This is a genomic window from Bradyrhizobium sp. LTSP849, assembly GCF_000938255.1.
Lineage (GTDB): Bacteria > Pseudomonadota > Alphaproteobacteria > Rhizobiales > Xanthobacteraceae > Bradyrhizobium.
The window spans coordinates 86,893-109,708 of record NZ_JYMR01000051.1; the positions used below are offsets into that span (position 1 = coordinate 86,893).

The 22,816-nt window shown below is 63.6% G+C and carries 20 protein-coding genes; 13 read left to right on the plus strand and 7 right to left on the minus strand.

Going from position 1 to position 22,816, the window contains the following annotated elements; translation table 11 throughout:
* Window positions 1-32 precede the first annotated feature (32 nt).
* Genes UB31_RS29030 through UB31_RS29045 form a run of 4 tightly spaced genes read left to right on the plus strand, consistent with a single transcriptional unit; the run spans window position 33 to window position 5,205 of the window.
* On the plus strand, window positions 33-815 hold the full coding sequence (locus tag UB31_RS29030) for a hypothetical protein (protein ID WP_045013374.1): 783 nt from the start codon (window positions 33-35) through the stop codon (window positions 813-815).
* Window positions 805-2,454 carry a hypothetical protein gene (locus UB31_RS29035; RefSeq protein WP_045013375.1) on the plus strand — a complete coding sequence of 550 codons (1,650 nt, stop codon included), beginning with the start codon at window positions 805-807 and terminating at the stop codon, window positions 2,452-2,454. Before UB31_RS29030 ends, UB31_RS29035 begins: the two co-directional genes overlap by 11 nt.
* Before the next feature lies 1 nt (window position 2,455).
* Window positions 2,456-3,709: an ATP-grasp domain-containing protein gene (locus UB31_RS29040; RefSeq protein WP_045013376.1), complete on the plus strand. Its 1,254-nt coding sequence runs from the start codon at window positions 2,456-2,458 to the stop codon at window positions 3,707-3,709.
* Complete coding sequence (locus UB31_RS29045) at window positions 3,706-5,205, plus strand: pyridoxal phosphate-dependent decarboxylase family protein (protein ID WP_045013377.1); 1,500 nt, start codon at window positions 3,706-3,708, stop codon at window positions 5,203-5,205. Before UB31_RS29040 ends, UB31_RS29045 begins: the two co-directional genes overlap by 4 nt.
* Window positions 5,206-5,290: 85 nt before the next feature.
* Here UB31_RS29045 and flbT read toward each other — a convergent pair whose 3' ends face one another.
* Window positions 5,291-5,716, minus strand: coding sequence for a flagellar biosynthesis repressor FlbT (flbT, locus tag UB31_RS29050; protein WP_045008685.1), 426 nt, complete (start codon window positions 5,714-5,716; stop codon window positions 5,291-5,293).
* Between the two features lie 320 nt (window positions 5,717-6,036).
* Between flbT and UB31_RS29055 the strand changes: the two genes are divergently transcribed.
* The 6 genes from UB31_RS29055 (at window position 6,037) to UB31_RS29080 (ending at window position 17,141) form a co-directional block, all read left to right on the plus strand.
* A complete protein-coding gene (locus UB31_RS29055) occupies window positions 6,037-8,316 on the plus strand; it encodes a DUF1522 domain-containing protein (RefSeq protein WP_045013378.1) in 2,280 nt (759 codons plus the stop codon).
* A gap of 359 nt (window positions 8,317-8,675) precedes the next feature.
* A complete protein-coding gene (locus UB31_RS29060; protein WP_045013379.1) occupies window positions 8,676-10,958 on the plus strand; it encodes a DUF1522 domain-containing protein in 2,283 nt (760 codons plus the stop codon).
* A 323-nt stretch (window positions 10,959-11,281) separates the two neighbouring features.
* On the plus strand, window positions 11,282-13,564 hold the full coding sequence (locus UB31_RS29065; RefSeq protein ID WP_045013380.1) for a DUF1522 domain-containing protein: 2,283 nt from the start codon (window positions 11,282-11,284) through the stop codon (window positions 13,562-13,564).
* Window positions 13,565-13,812: 248 nt separating this feature from the next.
* Window positions 13,813-16,098: a DUF1522 domain-containing protein gene (locus tag UB31_RS29070; protein WP_045013381.1), complete on the plus strand. Its 2,286-nt coding sequence runs from the start codon at window positions 13,813-13,815 to the stop codon at window positions 16,096-16,098.
* A gap of 293 nt (window positions 16,099-16,391) precedes the next feature.
* The gene (flaF, locus tag UB31_RS29075; RefSeq protein ID WP_045008680.1) at window positions 16,392-16,760 is read left to right on the plus strand and encodes a flagellar biosynthesis regulator FlaF; all 369 of its coding nucleotides are present in this window, start codon (window positions 16,392-16,394) and stop codon (window positions 16,758-16,760) included.
* Window positions 16,761-16,772: 12 nt separating this feature from the next.
* A complete protein-coding gene (locus tag UB31_RS29080; protein WP_045008679.1) occupies window positions 16,773-17,141 on the plus strand; it encodes a hypothetical protein in 369 nt (122 codons plus the stop codon).
* A 3-nt stretch (window positions 17,142-17,144) separates the two neighbouring features.
* Here the strand turns inward: UB31_RS29080 and UB31_RS29085 are convergent, their stop codons facing one another.
* The 4 genes from UB31_RS29085 to UB31_RS29100 form a co-directional block, all read right to left on the minus strand.
* A complete protein-coding gene (locus UB31_RS29085) occupies window positions 17,145-17,504 on the minus strand; it encodes a hypothetical protein (RefSeq protein WP_045013382.1) in 360 nt (119 codons plus the stop codon).
* Window positions 17,505-17,663: 159 nt separating this feature from the next.
* The gene (locus UB31_RS29090; protein WP_045008677.1) at window positions 17,664-18,161 is read right to left on the minus strand and encodes a hypothetical protein; all 498 of its coding nucleotides are present in this window, start codon (window positions 18,159-18,161) and stop codon (window positions 17,664-17,666) included.
* Between the two features lie 11 nt (window positions 18,162-18,172).
* Window positions 18,173-18,541, minus strand: a complete 369-nt coding sequence (gene flgJ, locus UB31_RS29095) for a flagellar assembly peptidoglycan hydrolase FlgJ (protein ID WP_045008676.1) — start codon at window positions 18,539-18,541, stop codon at window positions 18,173-18,175.
* Window positions 18,541-19,665, minus strand: coding sequence for a flagellar basal body P-ring protein FlgI (locus UB31_RS29100; RefSeq protein WP_045013383.1), 1,125 nt, complete (start codon window positions 19,663-19,665; stop codon window positions 18,541-18,543). Before UB31_RS29100 ends, flgJ begins: the two co-directional genes overlap by 1 nt.
* 268 nt (window positions 19,666-19,933) lie before the next feature.
* Here UB31_RS29100 and UB31_RS29105 point away from each other — a divergent pair, with 268 nt between their 5' ends.
* On the plus strand, window positions 19,934-20,347 hold the full coding sequence (locus UB31_RS29105; RefSeq protein WP_045013384.1) for a flagellar assembly protein FliX: 414 nt from the start codon (window positions 19,934-19,936) through the stop codon (window positions 20,345-20,347).
* A 37-nt stretch (window positions 20,348-20,384) separates the two neighbouring features.
* On the opposite strand, the gene UB31_RS29110 is transcribed toward UB31_RS29105, so the two are convergent.
* Entirely contained in the window at window positions 20,385-20,756 is a 372-nt protein-coding gene (locus UB31_RS29110) for a winged helix-turn-helix transcriptional regulator (protein WP_045008673.1), read from the minus strand.
* A gap of 156 nt (window positions 20,757-20,912) precedes the next feature.
* Here UB31_RS29110 and UB31_RS29115 point away from each other — a divergent pair, with 156 nt between their 5' ends.
* Window positions 20,913-21,524 carry an NAD(P)-dependent oxidoreductase gene (locus tag UB31_RS29115; RefSeq protein ID WP_045013385.1) on the plus strand — a complete coding sequence of 204 codons (612 nt, stop codon included), beginning with the start codon at window positions 20,913-20,915 and terminating at the stop codon, window positions 21,522-21,524.
* Between the two features lie 226 nt (window positions 21,525-21,750).
* The gene (gene dksA / locus UB31_RS29120; RefSeq protein ID WP_008554760.1) at window positions 21,751-22,116 is read left to right on the plus strand and encodes an RNA polymerase-binding protein DksA; all 366 of its coding nucleotides are present in this window, start codon (window positions 21,751-21,753) and stop codon (window positions 22,114-22,116) included.
* A gap of 280 nt (window positions 22,117-22,396) precedes the next feature.
* Here the strand turns inward: dksA and UB31_RS29125 are convergent, their stop codons facing one another.
* On the minus strand, window positions 22,397-22,789 hold the full coding sequence (locus tag UB31_RS29125; RefSeq protein ID WP_045013386.1) for a winged helix-turn-helix transcriptional regulator: 393 nt from the start codon (window positions 22,787-22,789) through the stop codon (window positions 22,397-22,399).
* Between the last annotated feature and the right edge of the window lie 27 nt (window positions 22,790-22,816).

Here is a 22,816-nt window from a genome sequence, read left to right on the forward strand (position 1 = left end):
TTGGTGAGGATTTGAGCGGGGCGGAGCCGTCGATGTCGGACAGGATGCAACTGGTGGTGGCCACGCCGTGCTTCGGCGGGCAGGTGTCGACCATTTATGCGAGTTCGATCTTCGCGCTCCAGCGCGCCGTGCACGGCATGTCCAATCTCGAGCTCAAGGTGCATTTGCGGGACGGCGACGCGCTGATCACGCGCGCAAGGGCCAATCTGGTCACACTGTTTCTGGACGATCCCAAGGCGACACATTTCCTGTTCATCGATGCCGATATCGGCTTCAAGCCGGAGCAGGTGTTCCGGCTGATCGAATCCGGGGCTGATGTCGTCGCCGGGTGCTATCCGATCAAGCGGGTCAACTGGGACAAGGCCAAGCGAGCGATCCAGTCCGGCCGGGCCGATGTGCCGGCGGCCTCGCTCGATTACGTGCTCGAGATCGAGGATCCCGACCGCATCGTGGTGGTCAACGGATTCACCCGCGTGCGCTATGCCGGCACCGGCTTCCTGATGATCCGTCGTCAGGCGCTGGAGGCGATGTGCCGCCATCCGAACTATGCGAATTTGCAGTTCTTCCGCGAGCATTCGCACGACACGCTTGTCGCGAGCCAGAACCGGTTCGCGCTGTTCGAATGCATGATCGATCCGGCGACCGGCACGTACCTCTCGGAAGACTTCGCCTTCTGCAAGCGCTGGACCGATATCGGCGGCGAGATCTGGGCCGATATCCAGAGCTCGCTCGACCACGTCGGGCCTTCGGTGTTCCACGGCGACATCGCCTCGCAATTCGCACCGGCCCCTGCGGCCGCGGCCGATGCGGCGTGAGCCTTTCGGGATGAGCGCCGGCGCATCCCGTCTGTCAGACACCGAGCGAGCGTCCGACGGCGGCTCGCGCTACCGCCTGCGCGATCTCTTCACACCGTTGGATACACTGCTTGTCTCCGGCGGCGATCAGCGGCTCGCGCTCGATCCGAAAGATCGGGTCAACGCCTACGGCTGCGCGCCGTCGCCCGCGCCGGATGTCTGGAATTTCGCCTCATCGACCGCATCGTCGATCTCGCAGGCCGCTTATGATCGCGCTGCGCTTGCGCGCGAGGAATTGGTCCACAAATCGCTGTTCGACGAGGTCGAAATTGCCTTCGACAGGCGCTGCGAGGACATGCGCCACGAATTGCGCGGCCACCTCCAGTTGCCGCCGCGCGTCGACATCGTGTTCTCGCCGTCGGGCACCGATTCCCAGCTTCACGCGCTGTTCCTGGCGCGCGCCGCACTCGGCGCGTTGCCGGTGACGATCGTGGTCGGTGCCGACCAGACCGGAAGCGGGACCGCGCTGACCGCGCGCGGCCGCCATTTCGGTGCGATGACGGCGAGCGGCTTCGCGGTACGCAAGGACGGCGCGGTCGCGGGCCTCGCCGGCGAAAGCATCGCGGTGCCGCTGCTCGACCCCGCGTCCGACATTGCGATGCGCGCCGATGCGGATGCCGCGGTGCTGCGCGCGGTCGAGACCGCGATCGCGCAAGGCGCGCCCGTGCTGCTCCAGATCATGGATTCGTCAAAACTCGGCTGGCGCGCGCCAAGCGCGGCCTGCCTCGACGAGATCGCGCGGCGCTGGCCCGCCAAGGTCCAAATCGTCGTCGATGCCTGCCAGGCGCGGCTAGGGCGCCGGCGGCTGCGGTCCTATCTCGACCGTGGCTACATGGTGCTGATCACCGGCTCGAAGTTTTTCGGCGGCCCCGCCTTCAGCGGCGCGCTGCTGGTGCCGAAAGGTCTGTCGCGGTCGCTCGTCCATGTTGGCGAGATCGCGCCTGGTTTCTTCGACTATGCCGGCCGCAGCGACTGGCCGACGGCGTGGACGACGCTGCGCTCGCGCTTTGAGCGCCGGCCGAATTTCGGTCAATGGCTACGCTGGGAGGCGGCGCTCGCGGAGATCGGCAGCTATTATGCGGTGCCGGGAGCGTTCCGCGCCAAGGCTATGGCCGAGCTTGCGGCCGGTATCGACAGCATGATCGCGTTGTCGCCGTCGCTTCGGGCCGTTCCGACCGCGAGCGACAAGGCCGGCGTCGATGACGAGGAATTCGCCCACACCACGATCTTTCCGTTCGCGCTGCTGCGCGACGGTGAGCCCGTCTCCATCGCCGACACCAGCGCCGTCCATCGCGCGCTGGCGCGCGACATGAACGATGACATCAACGATAGCGCGGCCGCCCGGCAGATCGCAGCGCAACGTTGCCTTGTCGGCCAACCGGTCCGGCTGGAGCGGCCAGATCATGCACCGCAGGCCGTGCTGCGGCTGTGCGTCGGCGCGCGGCTCGTGACGGAAGCCTGGTCTGCGGACGAGGCGCAAGCGCGACGCAATCTTCAGCATGTACTCGATCAAATCGCCCATGTCGTGGTGAAGATCGAACTGCTGCTCGACCGCGCCGCCGGCGCGGTATCGCCGGATATGCCTGTCCTCGGGATTTGAAATGCAACATCCAGCTCGATCGCCGATCTCCACCATTGAGGCCCCGTATGCCGAGCGGATCGGCTTCGCGCAGTTGACGCGCCAGGCTTTCGAGGGCGTGGATCTGCACCCGTTGCGCGACCAGCTCATCACCAAGATCTCCGAAGGCGCGGGGCACGCCGGCGAGGGGCTTGATCTGTCGCTGATTGTCCAGCTTCTCGGTGACAAGCAGGCGGGACTTGCCATCCAGGCGGAAGTGCTCACCTTTCATCGGTTGTTTCGCTCACCTTGCGCGGTCGAGAAGCCGCGCCTGCGCGTGCTCGCGCTTGCGGCCGCGATCGACATGGGCGGCAACACGCCAATCGAATTTCTGCTCGAGGAGTCCGACATCGAGCTGTTGACGCTCTATGTGGTCGACGGCGTCGGTCTGCCCGAGCAACTGCCGGATCACGACGTCGCCATCGTTGTTGCATCCGATTCCGAGGAATGCCGGCGGGCGCTCGCACTCATCGAAAAGGCGGCGCCGCACTGGCCGCGGCCACTGCTCAATCGCCCTGATCTCATCGGTAACCTCGATCGCGACAAGTTGTATCGGTTGCTGATGGGCATTGCAGGTCTCGACATTCCCGCAACCATCCATGCGACGCGCGCGCAGCTCGCGGATCTCTCCAAGGGGCAGATCGCTTGCGAGGACATCGCAAGCGAACTGCACTTTCCGATCATCACGCGGCCGCGCGGCACGCATGCCGGCGTCGGGCTGGCGAAGCTCGATGATGCGTCGGCGCTCGCGGCCTATCTCGCCGAGCGCGATGAACAGGACTTCTTCGTTGCGCGTTTCGTCAATTATGCGAGCCCCGACGGCCTCTATCGCAAAATTCGAATCACCATGGTCGATGGCAAGCCTTATGCCTGCCACATGGCGATCGCCGATCGCTGGGACATCTGGTATCTCAACGCCTACATGGCGTTCAGCGAGGAGAAGCGCGCTGAAGAAGCCGTCTTCATGCTCGATTTCGATCACGCCTTCGCAGCACGCCATAAGAATGCGATCGACGAAATGAGCCGGCGCGTCGGTCTCGATTATTTCATCGTCGATTGCGCCGAGAACCAGAGCGGCGAGCTTCTGATCTTCGAGGCCGACAACACCGCGGTGGTGCACAACATGGATTCGCCAATAGTGTTTCCGTACAAGCCGCCGCAGATGCGCAAGATCTTTGCCGCTTTCACCGCGATGCTGTCGCGCCACGCAAAGGCGGGCGAGGGGAGCGCAGCATGAACGAGATCATCCGCAACACGCAGGCGGCCGTCACGAATGGATCGCTCGATCCGCAGGACTGGAGCGAGTTTCGCGCACTCGCCCATCGCATGCTGGATGAGGCGATCGACGGCATCGCCAATGTCCGCGCGCGTCCAGTCTGGCAGCCGATCCCCGATGAGGTCCGCGCGGCGGTCCGAACCGACGTGCCGCGCGAGGCCACCGACCTGGCCGAGGTCTATCGCGAATTCTCCGAGCACGTTGCGCCTTACGCGACCGGTAACGTCCATCCTGGCTTCATGGGCTGGGTGCATGGCGGCGGCACCGCGGTTGGTATGCTCGCGGAGATGCTCGCGGCAGGTCTCAATGCCAATCTCGGCGGACGCGATCACATGCCGATCGAGGTCGAGCGCCAGATCGTCGAGTGGATGCGCGGCCTGTTCGGCTTTCCGCAAGGAGCGAGCGGCATCTTCGTCACGGGCACGTCAATGGCCAACCTGATGGCGGTGCTGGTCGCACGCACCAGTGCGCTCGGCGCGCTGGCGCGACAGCACGGCATCGGCAACGATGGCGCGCTGCTCACGGCCTATGCGTCGAAGGCGGCGCATGGCTGTATCTCCAGGGCGATGGACATTGCGGGGTTCGGCACCGACGCGCTGCGCAAGATCGATACCGATGCCGATCATCGCATCGATGTCGCCGCGCTGCGTGCGCAGATCGCGATCGATCGTGAGGTCGGCTTCAAGCCGTTCCTGGTCACGGCTTCTGCCGGTACCGTCGACATCGGCGCGATCGACGATCTCAGGGCAATCGCGGCACTGTGCCGCGAGGAGGGAATCTGGTTTCACGTCGACGGCGCCTTCGGTGCGCTGGCAATCCTGGCGCCCGAGCTCGCGCCGCTGCTCGCCGGCATCGAGCTTGCGGATTCGATCGCGCTCGATTTCCACAAATGGGGACAGGTGCCCTATGATGCCGGATTCCTGCTGGTGCGCGACGGCGAACTGCATCGGCAGGCCTTTGCGCAGCCGGCGGCCTATCTGAGCCGCGAGGCGAGGGGGCTTGCGGCCGGCGCCGTATGGCCCTGCGATCTTGGTCCCGATTTGTCGCGCGGCTTCCGCGCGCTGAAGACCTGGTTCACGCTGAAGACGTTCGGCACCGACCGGCTGGGCGCGGTGATTACGCGAACCTGCGCGCTCGCAAAATATCTCGAAGCGCGTGTGCTCGCAGAGCCGCGGCTGGAATTGCTCGCGCCGGTCAATCTCAACATCGTCTGCTTCCGGTACCGCGCCGACGATGCGGTCAATCGCGAGATTGTCGCGGATGTTCAGGAATCCGGAATCGCGGCGCCGTCGAGCACGACGCTGGATGGCAAGTTCGCGATCCGCGCGGCGATCGTCAATCATCGCACCGAACAGACCGATGTCGACGCGCTGGTGGCTGCGGTGCTGGAGTTTGGTACGCGGCGAACCGGCGAAGGCCTGATCGAGACCGAGTCGCCGCCGCTCGCGGCGCAGTGACCATAGCCGGCTGAAACGACAGCGGCCCCGGAGATGATCCGGGGCCGTTGTCGTTTGCGCGGGTCTTGAGATCAGGCCTTGCGATTCAGGCGGCCGAGCTGACCTCGCCCTCGGGATGCGCGGCGTTGTATTGGTCCCGCAGCTTCTCTTCATAGGCGATCAGCTTGCGGGCATCCTTCAGCGCCCGGTAGAGGTCGCCGTTCAGGATGTTGTTGTTGATGCCCTCGATGATCGGCCAGGAGCTCGGCACGGCGGTGACGATGTCGCGCACGAGGTTGAAGTAGGTGCCGTGCTGGGTCTGCGGATCCGGCGAGATGTACATCAGCTGGACCGCCAGATAGACGAGCTTGGCCGGCGTATCGGCGGTCTCGGGCGTCAGGATATCGCGCTCGCGCAGGATCGGGACGTTCTCGCCGTCGATCAGAAGGCGGGCGCGCTGGTCCGTGTTGGTTATTACGCAGTTACCGACAATGATGCGTTCGTGCGGCCTGAGCTCGACCTTGAGGGCCATGCCTGTTCTCCATCAACGCTTTCGTAACCGAGCGTGTGTTGCGGCGGATCGAGGCGCAATACTCCATCAACATTAGTTAATGAGTTGTGAATCCCGGCCATTGCCGCGGAAAAGCTCAATTATATCAACGTCGAAATAGCCGGCCGCGGCAGCGTCGCTGATCGGCAGATTGGCCGAATCGCGCGCCGACTCAGAGAAAGCGTCGATTTCATTTCATGCTTCGTTAGATTCTCGGCGCCACGGTCCGCCGGTCGCTGGATCAATCAAGATCCAAGCAGACGCGTAACAGTAAGCGTCGTTTACCAGAAAGGTAACACCCAATGTCCGGTATCGTTCTCTCCTCATCGGTTCGTCAGAACCTGCTCTCCCTCCAGTCCACCGCTGATCTTCTCGCCACCACGCAGAACCGTCTGTCGACCGGCAAGAGCGTCAACTCGGCTCTGGACAGCCCCACCAACTTCTTCACGGCACAGTCGCTCGACAACCGCGCCAGCGACATCAACAATCTGCTCGACGGCATCGCCAACGGCGTGCAGGTGCTCCAGGCCGCCAACACCGGCATCACCTCGCTGCAGAAGCTGATCGACTCCGCGAAGTCGATCGCCAACCAGGCGCTCCAGACCACGGTCGGCTACTCCACCAAGTCCAACGTCTCCACCACGATCTCCGGTGCGACGGCGGCCGACCTGCGTGGCACCACCTCCTTTGCCAGCGCGACTGCAAGCAGCAACGTGCTATTTGACGGCGCGGCGGGCGGCACCACGGCAGCCAGCGGCACCACGACGCTCGGCGCCACCATCGGCGTCCTGACGGGTACGGCGGGAACCGCCGGTGACGGCACCGCAGCGCTGTCCGGGACGCTCACCCTGATCGCCGCCTCGGGCACCAGCGCGACCGGCCTGATCGGCAACGCCCAGCCCGCCGACGGCGACACGCTCACCGTCAACGGCAAGACCATCACCTTCCGCGCGGGCGCTGCCCCGGCGAGCACTGCGGTTGCGTCCGGCTCGGGCGTCAGCGGCAACCTCGTCACCGACGGCAGCGGCAACACCACCGTCTATCTCGGCACCTCGGGTACGCCGGCTGCGACCGTCAACGATCTCTTGAGTGCGATCGATCTGGCCAGCGGCGTGAGGACGGCTTCGATCACCGCAGGTGCTGCGACGATCACCAACAGCGTCAACCAGACCATTTCGAGCGTCGGCTCCGCCAAGGTCACGCTGGAAAGCTCGACGGGTGCTGATCTGAGCGTCACCGGCAAGGCTGACCTGCTCAAGGCTCTCGGCCTGACCACGGCAGTGGGCGGCGGCAATGCCACCGTGAACGTCAACCGGACCACGAGTTCCGCCTCGCTCGGTGCGACGATTGCGGACGGTTCGACGCTGAACGTCGACGGCCATGTCATCACCTTCAAGAACGCGCCGATCCCGGGCTCGACCGGTGCTCCGAGCGTTCCGAGCGGCTTCGGTGCCAGCGGTAACGTCCTCACCGACGGCAACGGCAACTCGACGGTCTATCTCCAGGCCGGCACGGTCAACGACGTGCTGAAGGCGATCGACCTTGCCACTGGCGTGCAGACCGCGACGGTCAACGCCAACGGCACTGCATCGCTTCTGACCGCAACTGGCCAGTCGAACTCGACGATCAATTCGTCTGGTCAGCTCAAGATCTCGACCGGCGTCAATGCCGATCTGTCGATCACCGGCACCGGCAACGCGCTGAACGTGCTCGGCTTTGCCGGCAACACCGGGACCTCGAGCGCCTTCACCGCGGCTCGTACCTCCGGCGTCGGCGGCATCACCGGCAAGACCTTGACCTTCAGCTCCTTCAACAGCGGCACGGCGGTCAATGTCACCTTCGGCGACGGCACCAACGGCACGGTCAAGACGCTTGACCAGCTCAACACGGCGCTTCAGGCCAACAACCTGACCGCGACGATCGACGCCAACGGCCTGCTGACGGTCTCGACCACCAACGACTTCGCGTCCTCGACCATCGGTTCGAGCGCCGCGGGTGGTGCGATCGGCGGCACGCTGACCTCGTCGCTGACGTTCTCGACGGCTTCCAGCCCCGTCCAGGACACGGTTGCGCAGACCTCGCGTGCAAATCTGGTCTCTCAGTACAACAACATCCTGAACCAGATCGACACGACCTCGCAGGACTCCTCGTTCAACGGCGTCAACCTGTTGAACGGCGACCAGCTCAAGCTGGTGTTCGACGAGACCGGCAAGTCCAACCTCAGCATCACCGGCGTGACCTACAACTCCAAGGGTCTGGGCCTCGCCTCGTTGACCAGCGGTGTCGACTTCATCGACAACTCCGCCACCAACAAGGTGTTGTCGAACCTGAACGCCGCGTCGAGCACGCTGCGCTCGGAAGCGTCGAGCCTCGGTTCGAACCTCTCGGTGGTGCAGGTTCGTCAGGATTTCAACAAGAACCTGATCAACGTGCTGCAGACCGGTTCGTCGAACCTGACGCTGGCGGACACCAACGTCGAAGCGGCGAACAGCCAGGCGCTGTCGACCCGTCAGTCGATCGCGGTCTCCGCGCTGTCGCTGGCCAACCAGTCGCAGCAGAGCGTGCTCCAGCTGCTCCGCTAACAAGCGGACAACATCGCAAGACAATAGAGCGGCGGGGCTTCGGCCCCGCCGCTTTCTTTTTGCCCGGGCGTTGTTTGCGTCGCGCAGTGATGTGAAGACGATGCATTCATATGCAGCCGATTGCTCACTCTGAGTTATGGTTGACAAGTAGCAAATGGCTGGCGGCTGCAACGAAAAGCATCATTCTATCATGGCGATACGCATGAGCTCGATTTCGCTCCGATCGCTCATATGGTGAATCCACGCGAGGTCTGGCGCGACACACTTCATGCTTTGTTAGCCACCTACGTTCACCGTCCCGGACATCGATTAATCCTAATCGAAGTTTGTTGCGTTGCGTACCAGAAGGGTAACACTCAATGTCCGGTATTGTTCTCTCCTCATCGGTTCGTCAGAACCTGCTCTCTCTCCAGTCCACCGCTGATCTTCTCGCCACCACCCAGAGCCGTCTGTCGACCGGCAAGAGCGTCAACTCGGCCCTGGACAATCCGACCAACTTCTTCACGGCACAGTCGCTCGACAACCGCGCCAGCGACATCAACAACCTCCTCGATGGCATCGCCAACGGCGTGCAGGTGCTCCAGGCCGCCAACACCGGCATCACCTCGCTGCAGAAGCTGATCGACTCCGCGAAGTCGATCGCCAACCAGGCGCTGCAGACCACGGTCGGTTACTCCACCAAGTCCAACGTCTCCACCACGATCGCGGGTGCGACGGCGGCCGACCTGCGCGGCACCACCTCCTTTGCCAGCGCGACTGCGAGCAGCAACGTGCTGTTTGACGGCGCGGCGGGCGGCACCACGGCGGCGAGCGGCACCACGACCCTCGGCGCCACCATCGGCGCCCTGACGGGTTCGACGGCAACGACCGGCGCCGGCGGCACCACCGCCCTGACTGGCACCATCACCCTGATCGCCGCCAGCGGCACCAGTGCGACCGGCCTGGCCGGCAACGCCCAGCCCGCCGACGGCGACACGCTGACCGTCAACGGCAAGACCATCACCTTCCGTGCGGGCGCTGCCCCGGCGAGCACTGCGGTTGCGTCCGGTTCGGGCGTCAGCGGCAACCTCGTCACCGACGGCAGCGGCAACACCACCGTCTATCTCGGCACCTCGGGTACGCCGGCTGCGACCGTCAACGATCTCTTGAGTGCGATCGATCTGGCCAGCGGCGTGAGGACGGCTTCGATCACCGCAGGTGCTGCGACGATCACCAACAGCGTCAACCAGACCATTTCGGGCGTTAGCGGCAGCAAGGTCACGCTGGAGAGCTCGACGGGTGCGGATCTGAGCGTCACCGGCAAGGCTGACCTGCTCAATGCTCTCGGCCTGACCACGGCAGTGGGCGGCGGCAACGCTTCCGTGAACGTCAACCGGACCACGAGCGCGAGCTCGCTCGGTGCGACGATCGCGGACGGTTCGACGCTGAACGTCGACGGCCATGTCATCACCTTCAAGAACGCGCCGATCCCGGGCTCGACCGGTGCTCCGAGCGTTCCGAGCGGCTTCGGTGCCAGCGGTAACGTCCTCACCGACGGTGCCGGCAACTCGACAGTCTATCTCCAGGCCGGCACGGTCAACGACGTGTTGAAGGCGATCGATCTTGCCAGCGGCGTGCAGACCGCGACGGTCAACGCCAACGGCACTGCGACGCTTCTGACCGCAACTGGCCAAACCAACTCGTCGATCAACGCTTCGGGTCAGCTCAAGATCTCGACCGGCGTCAATGCCGATCTGTCGATCACCGGCACCGGCAATGCGCTGAACGCGCTCGGCTTCGCCGGCAACACCGGGACCTCGACCGCCTTTACCGCGGCGCGTACCTCGGGCGTTGGTGGCCTCACCGGCAAGACCTTGACCTTCGCCTCCTTCAATGGCGGCACGGCGGTCAATGTCACCTTCGGCGACGGCACCAACGGTTCGGTCAAGACGCTCGATCAGCTCAATTCGCAGCTTCAGGCCAACAACCTGACCGCGACGATCGACGCCAACGGCCTGCTGACGGTCTCGACCACCAACGACTTCGCGTCCTCGACCATCGGTTCGAGCGCCGCGGGTGGTGCGATCGGCGGCACGCTGACCTCGTCGCTGACGTTCTCGACGGCTTCCAGCCCCGTCCAGGACACGGTTGCGCAGACCTCGCGTTCGAACCTGGTGTCTCAGTACAACAACATCCTCCAGCAGATCGACTCGACCTCGCAGGACTCCTCGTTCAACGGTGTCAACCTGTTGAACGGCGACCAGCTCAAGCTGGTGTTCGACGAGACCGGCAAGTCGAACCTGAGCATCACCGGCGTAACCTACAACTCCAAGGGTCTCGGCCTCGCTGCGCTGACCGGCGGTGTCGACTTCATCGACAACGCCGCCACAAACAAGGTTCTGACCAATTTGAACTCGGCGTCGAGCACGCTGCGTTCGGAAGCCTCGAGCCTCGGTTCGAACCTGACGATCGTGCAGGTTCGTCAGGACTTCAACAAGAACCTGATCAACGTGCTGCAGACCGGTTCGTCGAACCTGACCCTGGCGGACACCAACGTCGAAGCGGCGAACAGCCAGGCACTGTCGACCCGTCAGTCGATCGCGGTCTCCGCGCTGTCGCTGGCCAACCAGTCGCAGCAGAGCGTGCTCCAGCTGCTCCGCTAATAAGCGGACAACATCGCAAGACAATAGAGCGGCGGGGCTTCGGCCCCGCCGCTTTCTTTTTGTCTCGATGATGGGGGAGGCACTGGTCCCGGCCTCGAAAAAGTAACCAGCGGTTATGGTTAATGGAGCGTAAGCGCGAAAAATCGCTAATGATTTCAGACCGATTGCTGACCCTGCCCGCGCCTTCCGTCGGTTTATGGTGAACCGGCGCTTATGCGGGCGCGTCTCGTTTCACCCTTTGTTAGCCATGTCGCGGCACGCTGGCCCTGTCACTCGATCCGAAGCGATCGAACGAAGACGCGTAAGCCAGAAGGGTCAAAGTCATGTCCGGTATTGTTCTCTCTGCGTCGGTTCGCCAGAACCTGCTCTCCCTCCAGTCCACTGCTGATCTGCTCGCCACCACACAGAACCGTCTGTCGACCGGCAAGAGCGTCAACTCGGCCCTGGACAATCCCACCAACTTCTTCACGGCACAGTCGCTCGACAACCGCGCCAGCGACATCAACAATCTGCTCGATGGCATCGCCAACGGCGTGCAGGTGCTCCAGGCCGCCAACACCGGCCTGACCTCGCTGCAGAAGCTGATCGATTCCGCGAAGTCGATCGCCAACCAGGCGCTCCAGACAACCGTCGGCTACTCCACCAAGTCCAACGTCTCCACCACGATCGCGGGTGCGACGGCGGCCGACCTGCGTGGCACCACCTCCTTTGCCAGCGCAACTGCAAACAGCAACGTGCTGTATGACGGCGCGGCGGGTGGCACCACGGCGGCGAGCGGCACCACGACCCTCGGCGCCACCATCGGCGCCCTGACGGGTTCGACGGCAACGACCGGCGCCGGCGGCACCACCGCCCTGACTGGCACCATCACCCTGATCGCCGCCAGCGGCACCAGCGCGACCGGCTTGGTCGGCAACGCCCAGCCGGCCGACGGCGACACGCTCACCGTCAACGGCAAGACCATCACCTTCCGCGCGGGCACGGCTCCGACCTCGACCGCGGTTGCGTCCGGCTCGGGCGTCAGCGGCAACCTCGTCACCGACGGCAGCGGCAACACCACCGTCTATCTCGGCACCTCGGGTACGCCGGCTGCGACCGTCAACGATCTCTTGAGTGCGATCGATCTGGCCAGCGGCGTGAGGACGGCTTCGATCACCGCAGGTGCTGCGACGATCACCAACAGCGTCAACCAGACCATTTCGAGCGTCGGCGCCAGCAAGGTCACGCTGGAAAGCTCTACGGGTGCGGATCTGAGCGTCACCGGCAAGGCTGACCTGCTCAATGCTCTCGGCCTGACGACGTCTTCGGGCGCGGGCAATGCTTCCGTGAACGTCAACCGGACCACGAGCGCGAGCTCGCTCGGTGCGACGATTGCGGACGGTTCGACGCTGAACGTCGACGGCCACGTCATCATCTTCAAGAACGCGCCGACCCCTGGCTCGACCGGTGCTCCGGCCGTCGGCAGCGGTTTTGGTGCGAGCGGTGCGGTCGTCACCGACGGCAACGGCAACTCGACGGTCTATCTCCAGGCCGGCACGGTCAACGACGTGCTGAAGGCGATCGACCTTGCCACCGGCGTGCAGACCGCGACAATCAACGCCAACGGCACTGCAACGCTTGCGACCGCCACTGGCCAGTCGAACTCGACGATCAATACCTCCGGTCAGCTCAAGCTCTCGACCGGCGTCAATGCCGATTTGTCGATCACCGGCAGCGGCAATGCATTGAATGTGTTCGGGCTGGCCGGTAACACCGGCTCGGCGACCGCCTTCACCGCGGCTCGTACTTCCGGCATCGGCGGCATCGCCGGCAAGACCTTGACCTTCGCTTCCTTCAATGGCGGCACGGCGGTCAACGTCACCTTCGGCGATGGCACCAACGGCACGGTCAAGACGCTCGACCAGCTCAACACGGCGCTTCAGGCCAACAACCTGGCCGCCACGATCGACGCCAACGGTCAGCTCACCATTACCGCTTCCAACGACTACGCGTCCTCGACCATCGGCTCGACCACTGCGGGCGGTGGAATCGGCGGCACGCTCACTGCCGCGCTGACGTTCTCGACGGCTTCCAATCCCATCCAGGATGCGGTTGCGCAGACGGCCCGCGCCAATCTGGTCTCTCAGTACAACAACATCCTGAACCAGATCGACACGACCTCGCAGGACTCCTCGTTCAACGGCGTCAACCTGTTGAACGGCGACCAGCTCAAGCTGGTGTTCGACGAGACCGGCAAGTCCAACCTCAACATCACCGGCGTGACCTACAACTCCAAGGGTCTGGGCCTCGCTGCACTGACCGTCGGCGTCGACTTCATCGACAACGCGGCGTCCAACAAGGTGCTGACCAATCTGAACGCCGCGTCGAGCACGCTGCGCTCGGAAGCCTCGGCGCTCGGTTCGAACCTCTCGGTGGTGCAGGTTCGTCAGGACTTCAACAAGAACCTGATCAACGTGCTGCAGACCGGTTCGTCGAACCTGACCCTGGCGGACACCAACGTCGAAGCGGCGAACAGCCAGGCACTGTCGACCCGTCAGTCGATCGCGGTCTCCGCGCTGTCGCTGGCCAACACGTCGCAGCAGAGCGTGCTCCAGCTGCTCCGCTAAATCGCGGCAGACATCGCAAGACAGATACAGCGGCGGGGCTTCGGCCCCGCCGTTTTTCGTTGCCTACAGGCGTTCCGGATCCGCCGATCCGTGGCCGGGCAGGGCGTTAACCTTTCGTTAACCGTATCGCTTAAAGCGGCGTTAACCATACTTTAAAGGACAGCCCCTAAAACTGGACAAAAGGCCGCCTTCCAGACCGGCGAGCCCGATTCGTACCTGGTTCTGCGCTTCAAGAGGAAGACCTGCCAATGTCCAACATCGTTCTCTCGGCGTCTGTTCGCCAGAACCTGTTGTCGCTGCAGTCGACGGCCGACTTGCTGGCCACGACGCAGGAGCGGCTTTCGACCGGCAAAAAGGTCAACACCGCGCTCGATAATCCCACCAACTTCTTCACAGCGCAGGGGCTGGACAACCGGGCGAGCGACATCAGCAACCTCCTGGACGGCATCAATAACGGTGTGCAGGTGCTCCAGGCGGCCAATACCGGCATCACCTCGCTCCAGAAGCTGATCGACAGCGCGAAATCGATCGCCAACCAGGCGCTCCAGACCACGGTCGGCTACTCCACCAAGTCCAACGTCTCGACCACAATCCCGGGTGCGACACCGGCGGACCTGCGCGGCACGACATCTTATGCAAGCGCGACCGCCAACAGCAACGTGCTCTACACCGGTGCGGCCGGCGGCGTCACACCGGTGACGGCGGCCGCGGCGCTCGGCGCCTCGCTGGGTTCAAACGCCGGCACGACGACGGGTGTTGCGGCGACCGCCGCTGACGGTACCACCGCGCTCGGCGGCACCAACACGCTGCTCGGCACCACGACATCCAGCACGTTCAGCACGCCGCCGGCGGACGGCGACACCATCACGGTGAACGGCAAGACCATCACCTTCCGCACCGGCCCCGCTCCGACGACGCAGCCGACCGGCTGGGGCCTCAACGCCAGCGGAAGCATTGCCACCGACGGCAACGGCAATTCGATCGTCTATGAGGGAACGGCGGCGGCGCCCAAGGCGACCGTCAACGACGTCCTCAGCGCGATCGACTTGGCGAGCGGCGTCAAGACCGCGACGATCAGCGCAGGTGCCGCAACAATTGCGACAAGCGGCGCGACTGTCGGTACGGTCCAAACACCGTCCTCCATTACTACGGGCGTGGTCACGCTGAAGAGCTCGACCGGCGCCGATCTGAGCGTGACGGGTAATGCCGACTTCCTCCACGCCCTCGGCCTGACCGCCGCGACCGGCGCGGGCAATGCCAGTGTGACCGCGAACCGGTCCACGACCTCGGGCTCGCTGGGCTCCCTGGTCCAGGACGGTTCGACGCTGAACGTCGACGGTCACACCATCACCTTCAAGAACGCGCAGACGCCGCAGTCGGCGGCAAGCGTGGCGACCGGCTATGGCGTCAACGGCAACGTCGTCACCGACGGCAACGGCAACTCGACCGTTTATCTCCAGAGCGCCAATCTGACCGACCTGCTCAACTCGATTGACCTTGCGACCGGGGTGAAGACCGCCAGCCTCTTCAACGGCGCCGCAACTCTCTCGACCACCGCGGGCCAGATCCCGTCGTCGGTCAACTCCAGCGGCCAGCTGGCGCTCTCGACCGGCATCAATGCCGACCTCTCGATCACCGGCACCGGCAACGCGCTCAACGCCTTCGGCCTCAGCGGCAACACCGGAACGGCGACCGCCTTCAGCGCGGCGCGCACCTCCGGCGTTGGTGGTGTCAGCGGCAAGACCCTGACTTTCTCGTCCTTTAACGGTGGCACGCCGGTCAACGTCACCTTCGGCGACGGCACCAACGGCACGGTCAAGACGCTCGACCAGCTCAACGTCCAGCTTCAGGCGAATCACCTGACAGCGACGATCGACGCCAACGGCGTGCTGACGGTGACCACCGTCAACGAATACGCATCCTCGACCCTCGGCTCAAGCACCGCCGGCGGCGCGGTCGGCGGCACCCTCACTGGCGTGCTCGCCTTTACCACCGCGCAGCCGCCAATCCAGGATCCCGTCGCACAGACGGCGCGCTCCGGCCTGGTCAGCCAGTTCAACAACATCCTGGCGCAGATCGACACCACGTCGCAGGACTCGTCCTTCAACGGTGTGAACCTTCTGAACGGCGATACGCTCAAGTTGGTCTTCAACGAGACCGGCAGCTCCACGCTCGGCATCAACGGTGTGGTCTTCAACTCGGCGGGTCTCGGCCTCAGCAATCTCGTGCCCGGCACGGACTTCATCGACAACGGTGCCACCAACAAGGTGCTGACCAGCCTGAACGCGGCCTCGAGCACGTTGCGATCGGAAGGTTCCGCGCTCGGTTCGAACCTCTCGATCGTGCAGGTCCGTCAGGACTTCTCCAAGAACCTGATCAACGTGCTGCAAACCGGCTCGTCCAACCTGACGCTCGCCGATACGAACGAAGAGGCGGCCAACAGCCAGGCGCTGTCGACCCGCCAGTCCATCGCGGTCTCCGCGCTGTCGCTCGCCAACCAGTCGCAGCAGAGCGTACTCCAGCTGCTCCGCTAATATCGCAGCGCAAGATCGCCACTCGAGATATCGCGGCGGGGCTAATGCCCCGCCGTTCTTTTGAGGGAGATCGCTAAGACAAGATTAGCTCAGATTGACGCGCGTCATGCGAAGCACGTTTACAGCATGCATGCGGGCATTTAGCGTTGGGCTGACGAAGGACTCCACGACCCGTAATACTCCGGAGTGCTTCCAAGCGCACACGTAAGCAAATCTTAAGCGGTACTGCCTAGGGTTGGGAAAGAAATCCTTAAGCCTGTTCAACGGGCTAGGAAGCTTCCAAGGTGTGATTGATGTCGAATTCTGCTGCCTCGGCCTACGCGCGTGTTGCAACGACCACCGCATCTCCTCGCGACATCGAGGCGCAAACTTTGCTGAAGGCAGCGAACAAGCTCCAGGACGCGGTCAACAACGCCGACCCGTTCAGCGAGCAGACCACGCATGCCCTGATGTTCAACCGCAAGCTCTGGACGATCTTCCTCAGCGAGGCGATGCGCGACAACAATCCGCAGCCGCTCGACGTCCGGCAGAAGATCGCGAATATCAGCGTGTTCGTGCTGAGCCAGACCGCGGCGCTCCAGATGAGCCCGCAGTTCGATCACTTCCGTCCGCTGATCGAGATCAACCGCAATATCGCCGCCGGCCTGTCCGGCCGGCCGTGACGGAGGCTTGTTATGGCCGACATCATGAGCATCTTGTCGACCGCGTATAAGTCCAACGTTCTTTCGACCACGACAGGCTCGTCCAAATACGTCGCAGTCGATTCGTCTCTGTACCAGGGCAATTGGACCGGTACTTATCCCGACGGCAAGAAATTCTCGCTCAACGTTTCGCAGGTCGACGGGTTTCGCGCGCAGGTCCACTATCAGAGCGACGGGACGTCACAGTACCAGCAGGTCCTGATCAAGGATTCTTCGTTCCGTTTCGGCAATACGAAGTTCACGCTGACCGACACCGGTCAGGCCCAGATCAAGAACGTCGTCACCGATCCCGCGACCGGCTCGACCTATCTCGACACGGCCCAGGCCACGCTCGACACGTGATCGTCAGGCGCTGAGGTCCGTATTGAGCGGACGCGAGGGCTCGGACTTCAGATCCTGCGCATGGAAATAGGCCCGGCGGCGCAGCATCGCCTCGTCCGGAAACTGATTCACCACCGCGTCGGTCTTCTCGTTGAGGACCTGGAAGACGAAGGATGCCGCCGCCTGGTCGAACACGACCTGGCGCGAAACGTTTTCGTTGCTCGGCAGATCATTGCGCGCGGGTGCGGCCGCATCGCCTGCGGCCACCGTCTGGCTCGCTGGCAAATCGGTTTGCACGGCATCGTTCGCCGCCGTATTCGACGTCGTCACGATCTGCGCTGGTGCCGGTATCCCCACCGGCCTGATGCTGAAATCTGTACTCATGGCAGCCTCCTGGTTGCCTCGTGTGAGTCAAATCCCAACCCCTCTCAATACGCAACCATGGAACACCAGGTTTGAAGACCCGGTAAGGAAACGTGCCTAACCGCGCGACGAGATCGCCGCGCGGTTTTTCGTAAAATTGTAAGCTGTTTTCGTCTGCGCTCAGAGCGAGCGGCTGACCGCGAGCGGAGTGATGTGGCGCGGGCCTGGCGTGGCGCGGCGCCCCGCCGCCGTATAGGTGTTCGGCACGTTGCGCTTCTGGATCTCGGCATTGACGCCGCGCACGACGCTCTCGGAGACCGCATGCGCGGTCGCGAGCACGGTGAGGTTGACCTGAAGCATCGCGCGGAAGGCGTCGTGGTGCCGATGCAGCGTCGAGAGCAGTTCGGGCGCGGATTTCGCGAGCTGGGCCTGGTTCGCCTTCAACTGGCTGACGGCCCCGACGTAGCGCCGTGACAGCTCCTGCTTCTGGCTCTCGAGCGTCATCGCTTCGCGGACCTTGCCAGCGCGCACGAGCTCGGTCTCGCGCTCGATCAGGCCGAGCAAGGCGCTCATCGCGTCCATCAGGTCCTCGGCGAGCTTGCGCGCCGCGGCGCTTTCGGGCGTGTTGCTCGGGCGCTGCGCTGGCATCGGCTGACGTGACGGGCTGAAGCGGTTCATCTCGTTTGACCTTATGCCGTACGAAGAGTGGTTTTTGCCTGCTGCATGATCAGGGTGCGGTAGACGTCGCGGGCGACACCGACCCCGCCGGCGCTGGCGAAGTTCTTGGAATATTGCTCGGTCAGCATCGAACGCCACACGCCGGTGCCCGGCGTGTCGCCGAACGGGCCTTCGCCCTTCAGGCCCGAGGTCATCTGCGCGAACATGCTGTTGAGAAACATGCCCTCGAAATCGGTGGCGGTCTTCTGCGACTTGGCCTGCTGCTGCGGCGAGACCTTTTGCAGCGCTGCGGCGAGCTCGAAATCGGGCCGGCCGTTGCGGCTTTCCACCGTGAAGGCCGGGTTTGCGACGGAGGCGGTGGTGGTTGTGCCGATATGCATCACATCACCTCGATGTCGGCTTCGATCGCGCCGGCGGCCTTGATCGCCTGGAGGATGCTGATGAGGTCGCGGGGGCCGATGCCGAGGCCGTTGAGGCCATCGACGAGCTGCTGGAGCGAGACGCCGTCCTTGACGACGGCGAACTTCTTGCCGTCCTCCGTGACGCTGACGCCGGTCCTCGGGGTGACCACCGTCCGTCCCCGCGACAGCGGATTGGGCTGGCTTACCTGCGGGCTCTCGGAGATCGTGACCGTGAGATTGCCTTGCGCGACTGCGACGGTTGCGACGCGGACGTCGCGGCCCATCACGATGATGCCGGAGCGTTCGTCGATGACGATCTTGGCGGCCAGATCAGGATCGACCTGGAGCTGCTCGATCTCGGTGAGGAAGGCGACCACGTTGCCCTTGAACTCCGGCGGGATCGAAAGCTGCACCGTCGAGGGATCGATCGGTTCGGCGCTCTTGACGCCGAGATAGTCGTTGATCGCGGCCGCAATGCGCTTGGCGGTGGTGAAGTCGGCGTTGCGCAGTGCGAGGCGCACGTTCGGCAGGCGATTGAGCGCGAACTCGATCTCGCGCTCAATGATTGCGCCGTTAGCGATGCGCCCGACGGTGGGAACGCCGCGCACGATTTTCGCCGCTTCGCCTTCGGCCTGGAAGCCGGAGATCGCGAGCGAGCCCTGGCCGACCGCATAGACGTTGCCGTCGGCGCCGAGGAGGGGGGTGACGAGCAGGGTGCCGCCTCGCAGGTCCTTGGCGTCGCCGAGCGCGGAGACGGTGACGTCCATGCGCGTGCCTTGTGTCGCGAAGGCCGGCAGGTTGCCGGTCACCATCACGGCGGCGACGTTGCCGGTGCGGATGGTGGCGCCGCGGATGTTGACGCCCATGCGCTCGAGCATGGCTTGCAGCGACTGCTTGGTGAAGGGGATGTTGTTGAGGGTGTCGCCGGTGCCGTTGAGGCCGACGACGAGGCCATAGCCGATGAGCTGGTTCTGCCGCACGCCTTCGATATTGGCGAGATCCTTGATGCGCGAGGTCGCGTTTGCGGACGCGACGGAGAGCACCAGCGCTGACAGCGCGGCGCAAGCCACTCCAAGAATCCTGACCCAACGAACGCCTGGCATCCTCTGCTCCCCGAGGCTCCTCAAATCTCGGACCGTCCCGACACTCCCATGACGAGCTGGTCCGACGCTGTCCTTGCGAGGGCTGTGCCAACGCGGGGCAGCGGGGGCAGGTGATTGAATAGGTTGAATAAATCTCTTTCGGTCGATGCCAGACCGTGTTCGCCTTGAGGAGCGAAACTGCCGCCTGTCGGCAGATTTTGCCGGGCTGTTTACGCGTCGTTAACCATAAAACGGTGAAGCTCCCGCATCGATCACCCGGATTGCTTCGATGCGCATCTACGGACCGAACGGCACCACGCTGGGAACGCCGGCCAACCAGGCCAGGCGGACGAGCTCCGGCACCTTCGCGTTGCCGGATACGTCGTCGGCACAGGAGACACGGGCAGCTGCCGCGCCCAAGGCGTCCGCGAACATCGATGCGCTGCTCGCGATGCAAGGTATCGAGGAAGATCCGGTCGAGCGCCGCAAACGCTCGGTCACCCGCGGCAAGACCGCGCTCGACGTGCTCGACGATCTCAAGATGGGACTTTTGTCCGGCAATCTCGACGCGTCGACCGTAATGCGGCTGCGCGATGCTGCGGCGAACCTGAAATCGTCCTCCGGCGATCCCGGCCTCGATGCCGTGCTCTCCGAGATCGAGCTGCGCGTCGAGGTCGAGCTCGCGAAGGCCGGGCAGGCGTAGTCGTTATCCGGCAATCTGAAGCGCTCGCGGAACGGCCTTACGCCGCTTCTTCCTTTTGCTGTGAATCATAGCGACGCTGGGCGGCCAGCACGTCTTTCAGATTTTGCTCGGCCCAATCGCGCAGAGGATCGACGGCACCGGCGAGTGTTACGCCGAGCTGCGTGATCGAATATTCCACCGTCACCGGCACGGTCGCGATGGCGCGGCGCTTGATCAGGCCGTCGCGTTCGAGCGACTTGAGAACCTGGCTCAGCATCTTTTGCGAAATGCCTTCAATCGTGCGGCGCAACTGATTGAAGCGCATCGGCTCCTCGCGCAGCAGCAACAGGATCAGCACCGCCCATTTGTCGCCGACGCGGTCGAGAATCCGGCGGGTCGGACAGTCTGCTGCATAGACGTTGGGTTTCATCTCCGATCCTCGTGCTCCGTTCCGGTTGCCGGCTGCTCCTGTCGGTAGCTCTTGCCGGTTACTCCTGCGTAATCAGGTAAGCACAAAGTGCTCTCTTAACACTAGCATTCTTTTTGATATCTAGTTTCTATTAGTTACCAAAGAAAAGGAGCCTCCATGAAAATCGCAGTTGCCGGCGCCTCGGGCCGGGCCGGGTCGGAGATCACCAAGGAACTGTCCCGCCGCGGGCATAGCGTCACCGCCATCGCACGGAACCCCGAGAAGATCGCCGCGCTGCCGAACGTCATGCCGACCAAGGGGGACGTGCTCGATCAGGCCGGCCTGACCAAGCTGTGGGCCGGGCATGACGTCGCTGTGAGTTCCGTGCACTTCCTGGCCAGCGACGCGCACAAGCTGATTGGAGCTGCCAAGGCATCCCGGGTCGGATGTTATCTCGTCGTCGGCGGGGCCGGCAGCCTGGAGGTCGCTCCCGGGGTAAAACTGGTTACAACCCCCGGTTTTCCGGCCCAATACAAGGCCGAGGCGGAGGCGGGCTCCGCCTTTCTCGACCTGCTGCGGCAGGAAAAGGACCTGAACTGGACCTTCATCTCGCCATCGGCGCTGTTCGTCGAGGGGGAGCAGACGGGCAAGTTCCGGCTCGGGACCGACCAGCTTCTCGCAGATGCGAGCGGCAAGAGCTGGATCAGCTTTGCCGACTACGCCATAGCCCTGGCCGATGAGGTCGAGCGGCCGGCCCATTCGAGGCAGCGTTTCACGGTCGGCTACTGAGTTCTGACCGAGTTCTAGGCCGCCCCCGAGGTCTTCCGGATAAACCTTCGTGTGCAAGGGCTTGGGGGCGGTAACCGACCGATTAAGGAAATATTGTCTGTCACGGGAGGGCGCTATATAAGCCCCGGCTCAACGGACTTCGTTCCGTTCACGAGTCGTTGCTTCAGAAGATAGGCCGCCCTTGGAAAAGTTGAAAAACTACCGACCGACCGAAAAAGAGCCTTTCATGAACGACCGGCAGAAGGAGTACTTCCGTTTGAAGCTCCTCGCCTGGAAGGATGAGATCCTCAAAGAGTCCAAGCTCACCCTGCAAGCCTTGCAGGAGGAGAATGTGAACCACCCCGATCTCGCCGATCGGGCTTCGTCCGAAACCGACCGCGCCATCGAACTCCGCGCCCGCGACCGCCAGCGCAAGTTGATCGCCAAGATCGACGCCGCGCTCCAGCGGATCGAGGACAACACCTACGGCTATTGCGAGGATACCGGCGAGCCGATCTCGTTGAAGCGGCTCGAGGCCCGGCCCATCGCGACGCTCTCGGTGGAAGCGCAGGAGCGCCACGAGAAACGCGAGAAGGTCTATCGCGACGAATAGAGTCCGAGCCGCCGCGTGCGGCTCTTTGTTTTTGGAAACAAGGCGCCGCTTCGCGCCGCGATCAGCATGTTGCCTGCGCCTTGCTGCGGCGCGCGTCAGCTCGTGACCGCAATCCGAAAAGTGAATCACGATCAATGGGCTAGAGTCTAATCCTCCAAGCTCACGTGAGTTCAGATGAGAAACAGCCTTCACTTCAGGTGCGGGAGGTTTTGCGAGTCGCATCAACGAGATCGACTCGGATGTTGAGTCGTTGATCGAGCCGCATCAAGTAGCGCTGCAATCACGCCTCTTGCGTCACCTGCGAGGCCGCAAGGCGCGCGCCTCCATAAAGCCTCGACCAGCTCAACATTTCCTTAAAGGTCGGCTCCAGCCCGTAGGCCGCATCCGTCAACTCATACTCGACCCGGAGCGGCTTCCCGGGGAAGGCGGTCCGCAACACCAAACCGTCCAGCTCGAGCTCGCGGAGCTGCGTGGTCAGCATGTGCTGGGTGATGCCTGCGACCGACCGGCGTAATGCGCCGAAGCGCATTGCGCCGTGCATCAGCGACGACAGGATCTCGAGCTTCCATTTGCCGCCGAGTGCATGGATGGCGCGACTGAAATCGGCGAGCTGAGCAGCGTCGGGGGTGCAGTCGCAATCGTTGCCGCAAGGGGCGGTGGTCAGGTTTTCCATACTGGTCTCGAAATTCAGTCTACTTGT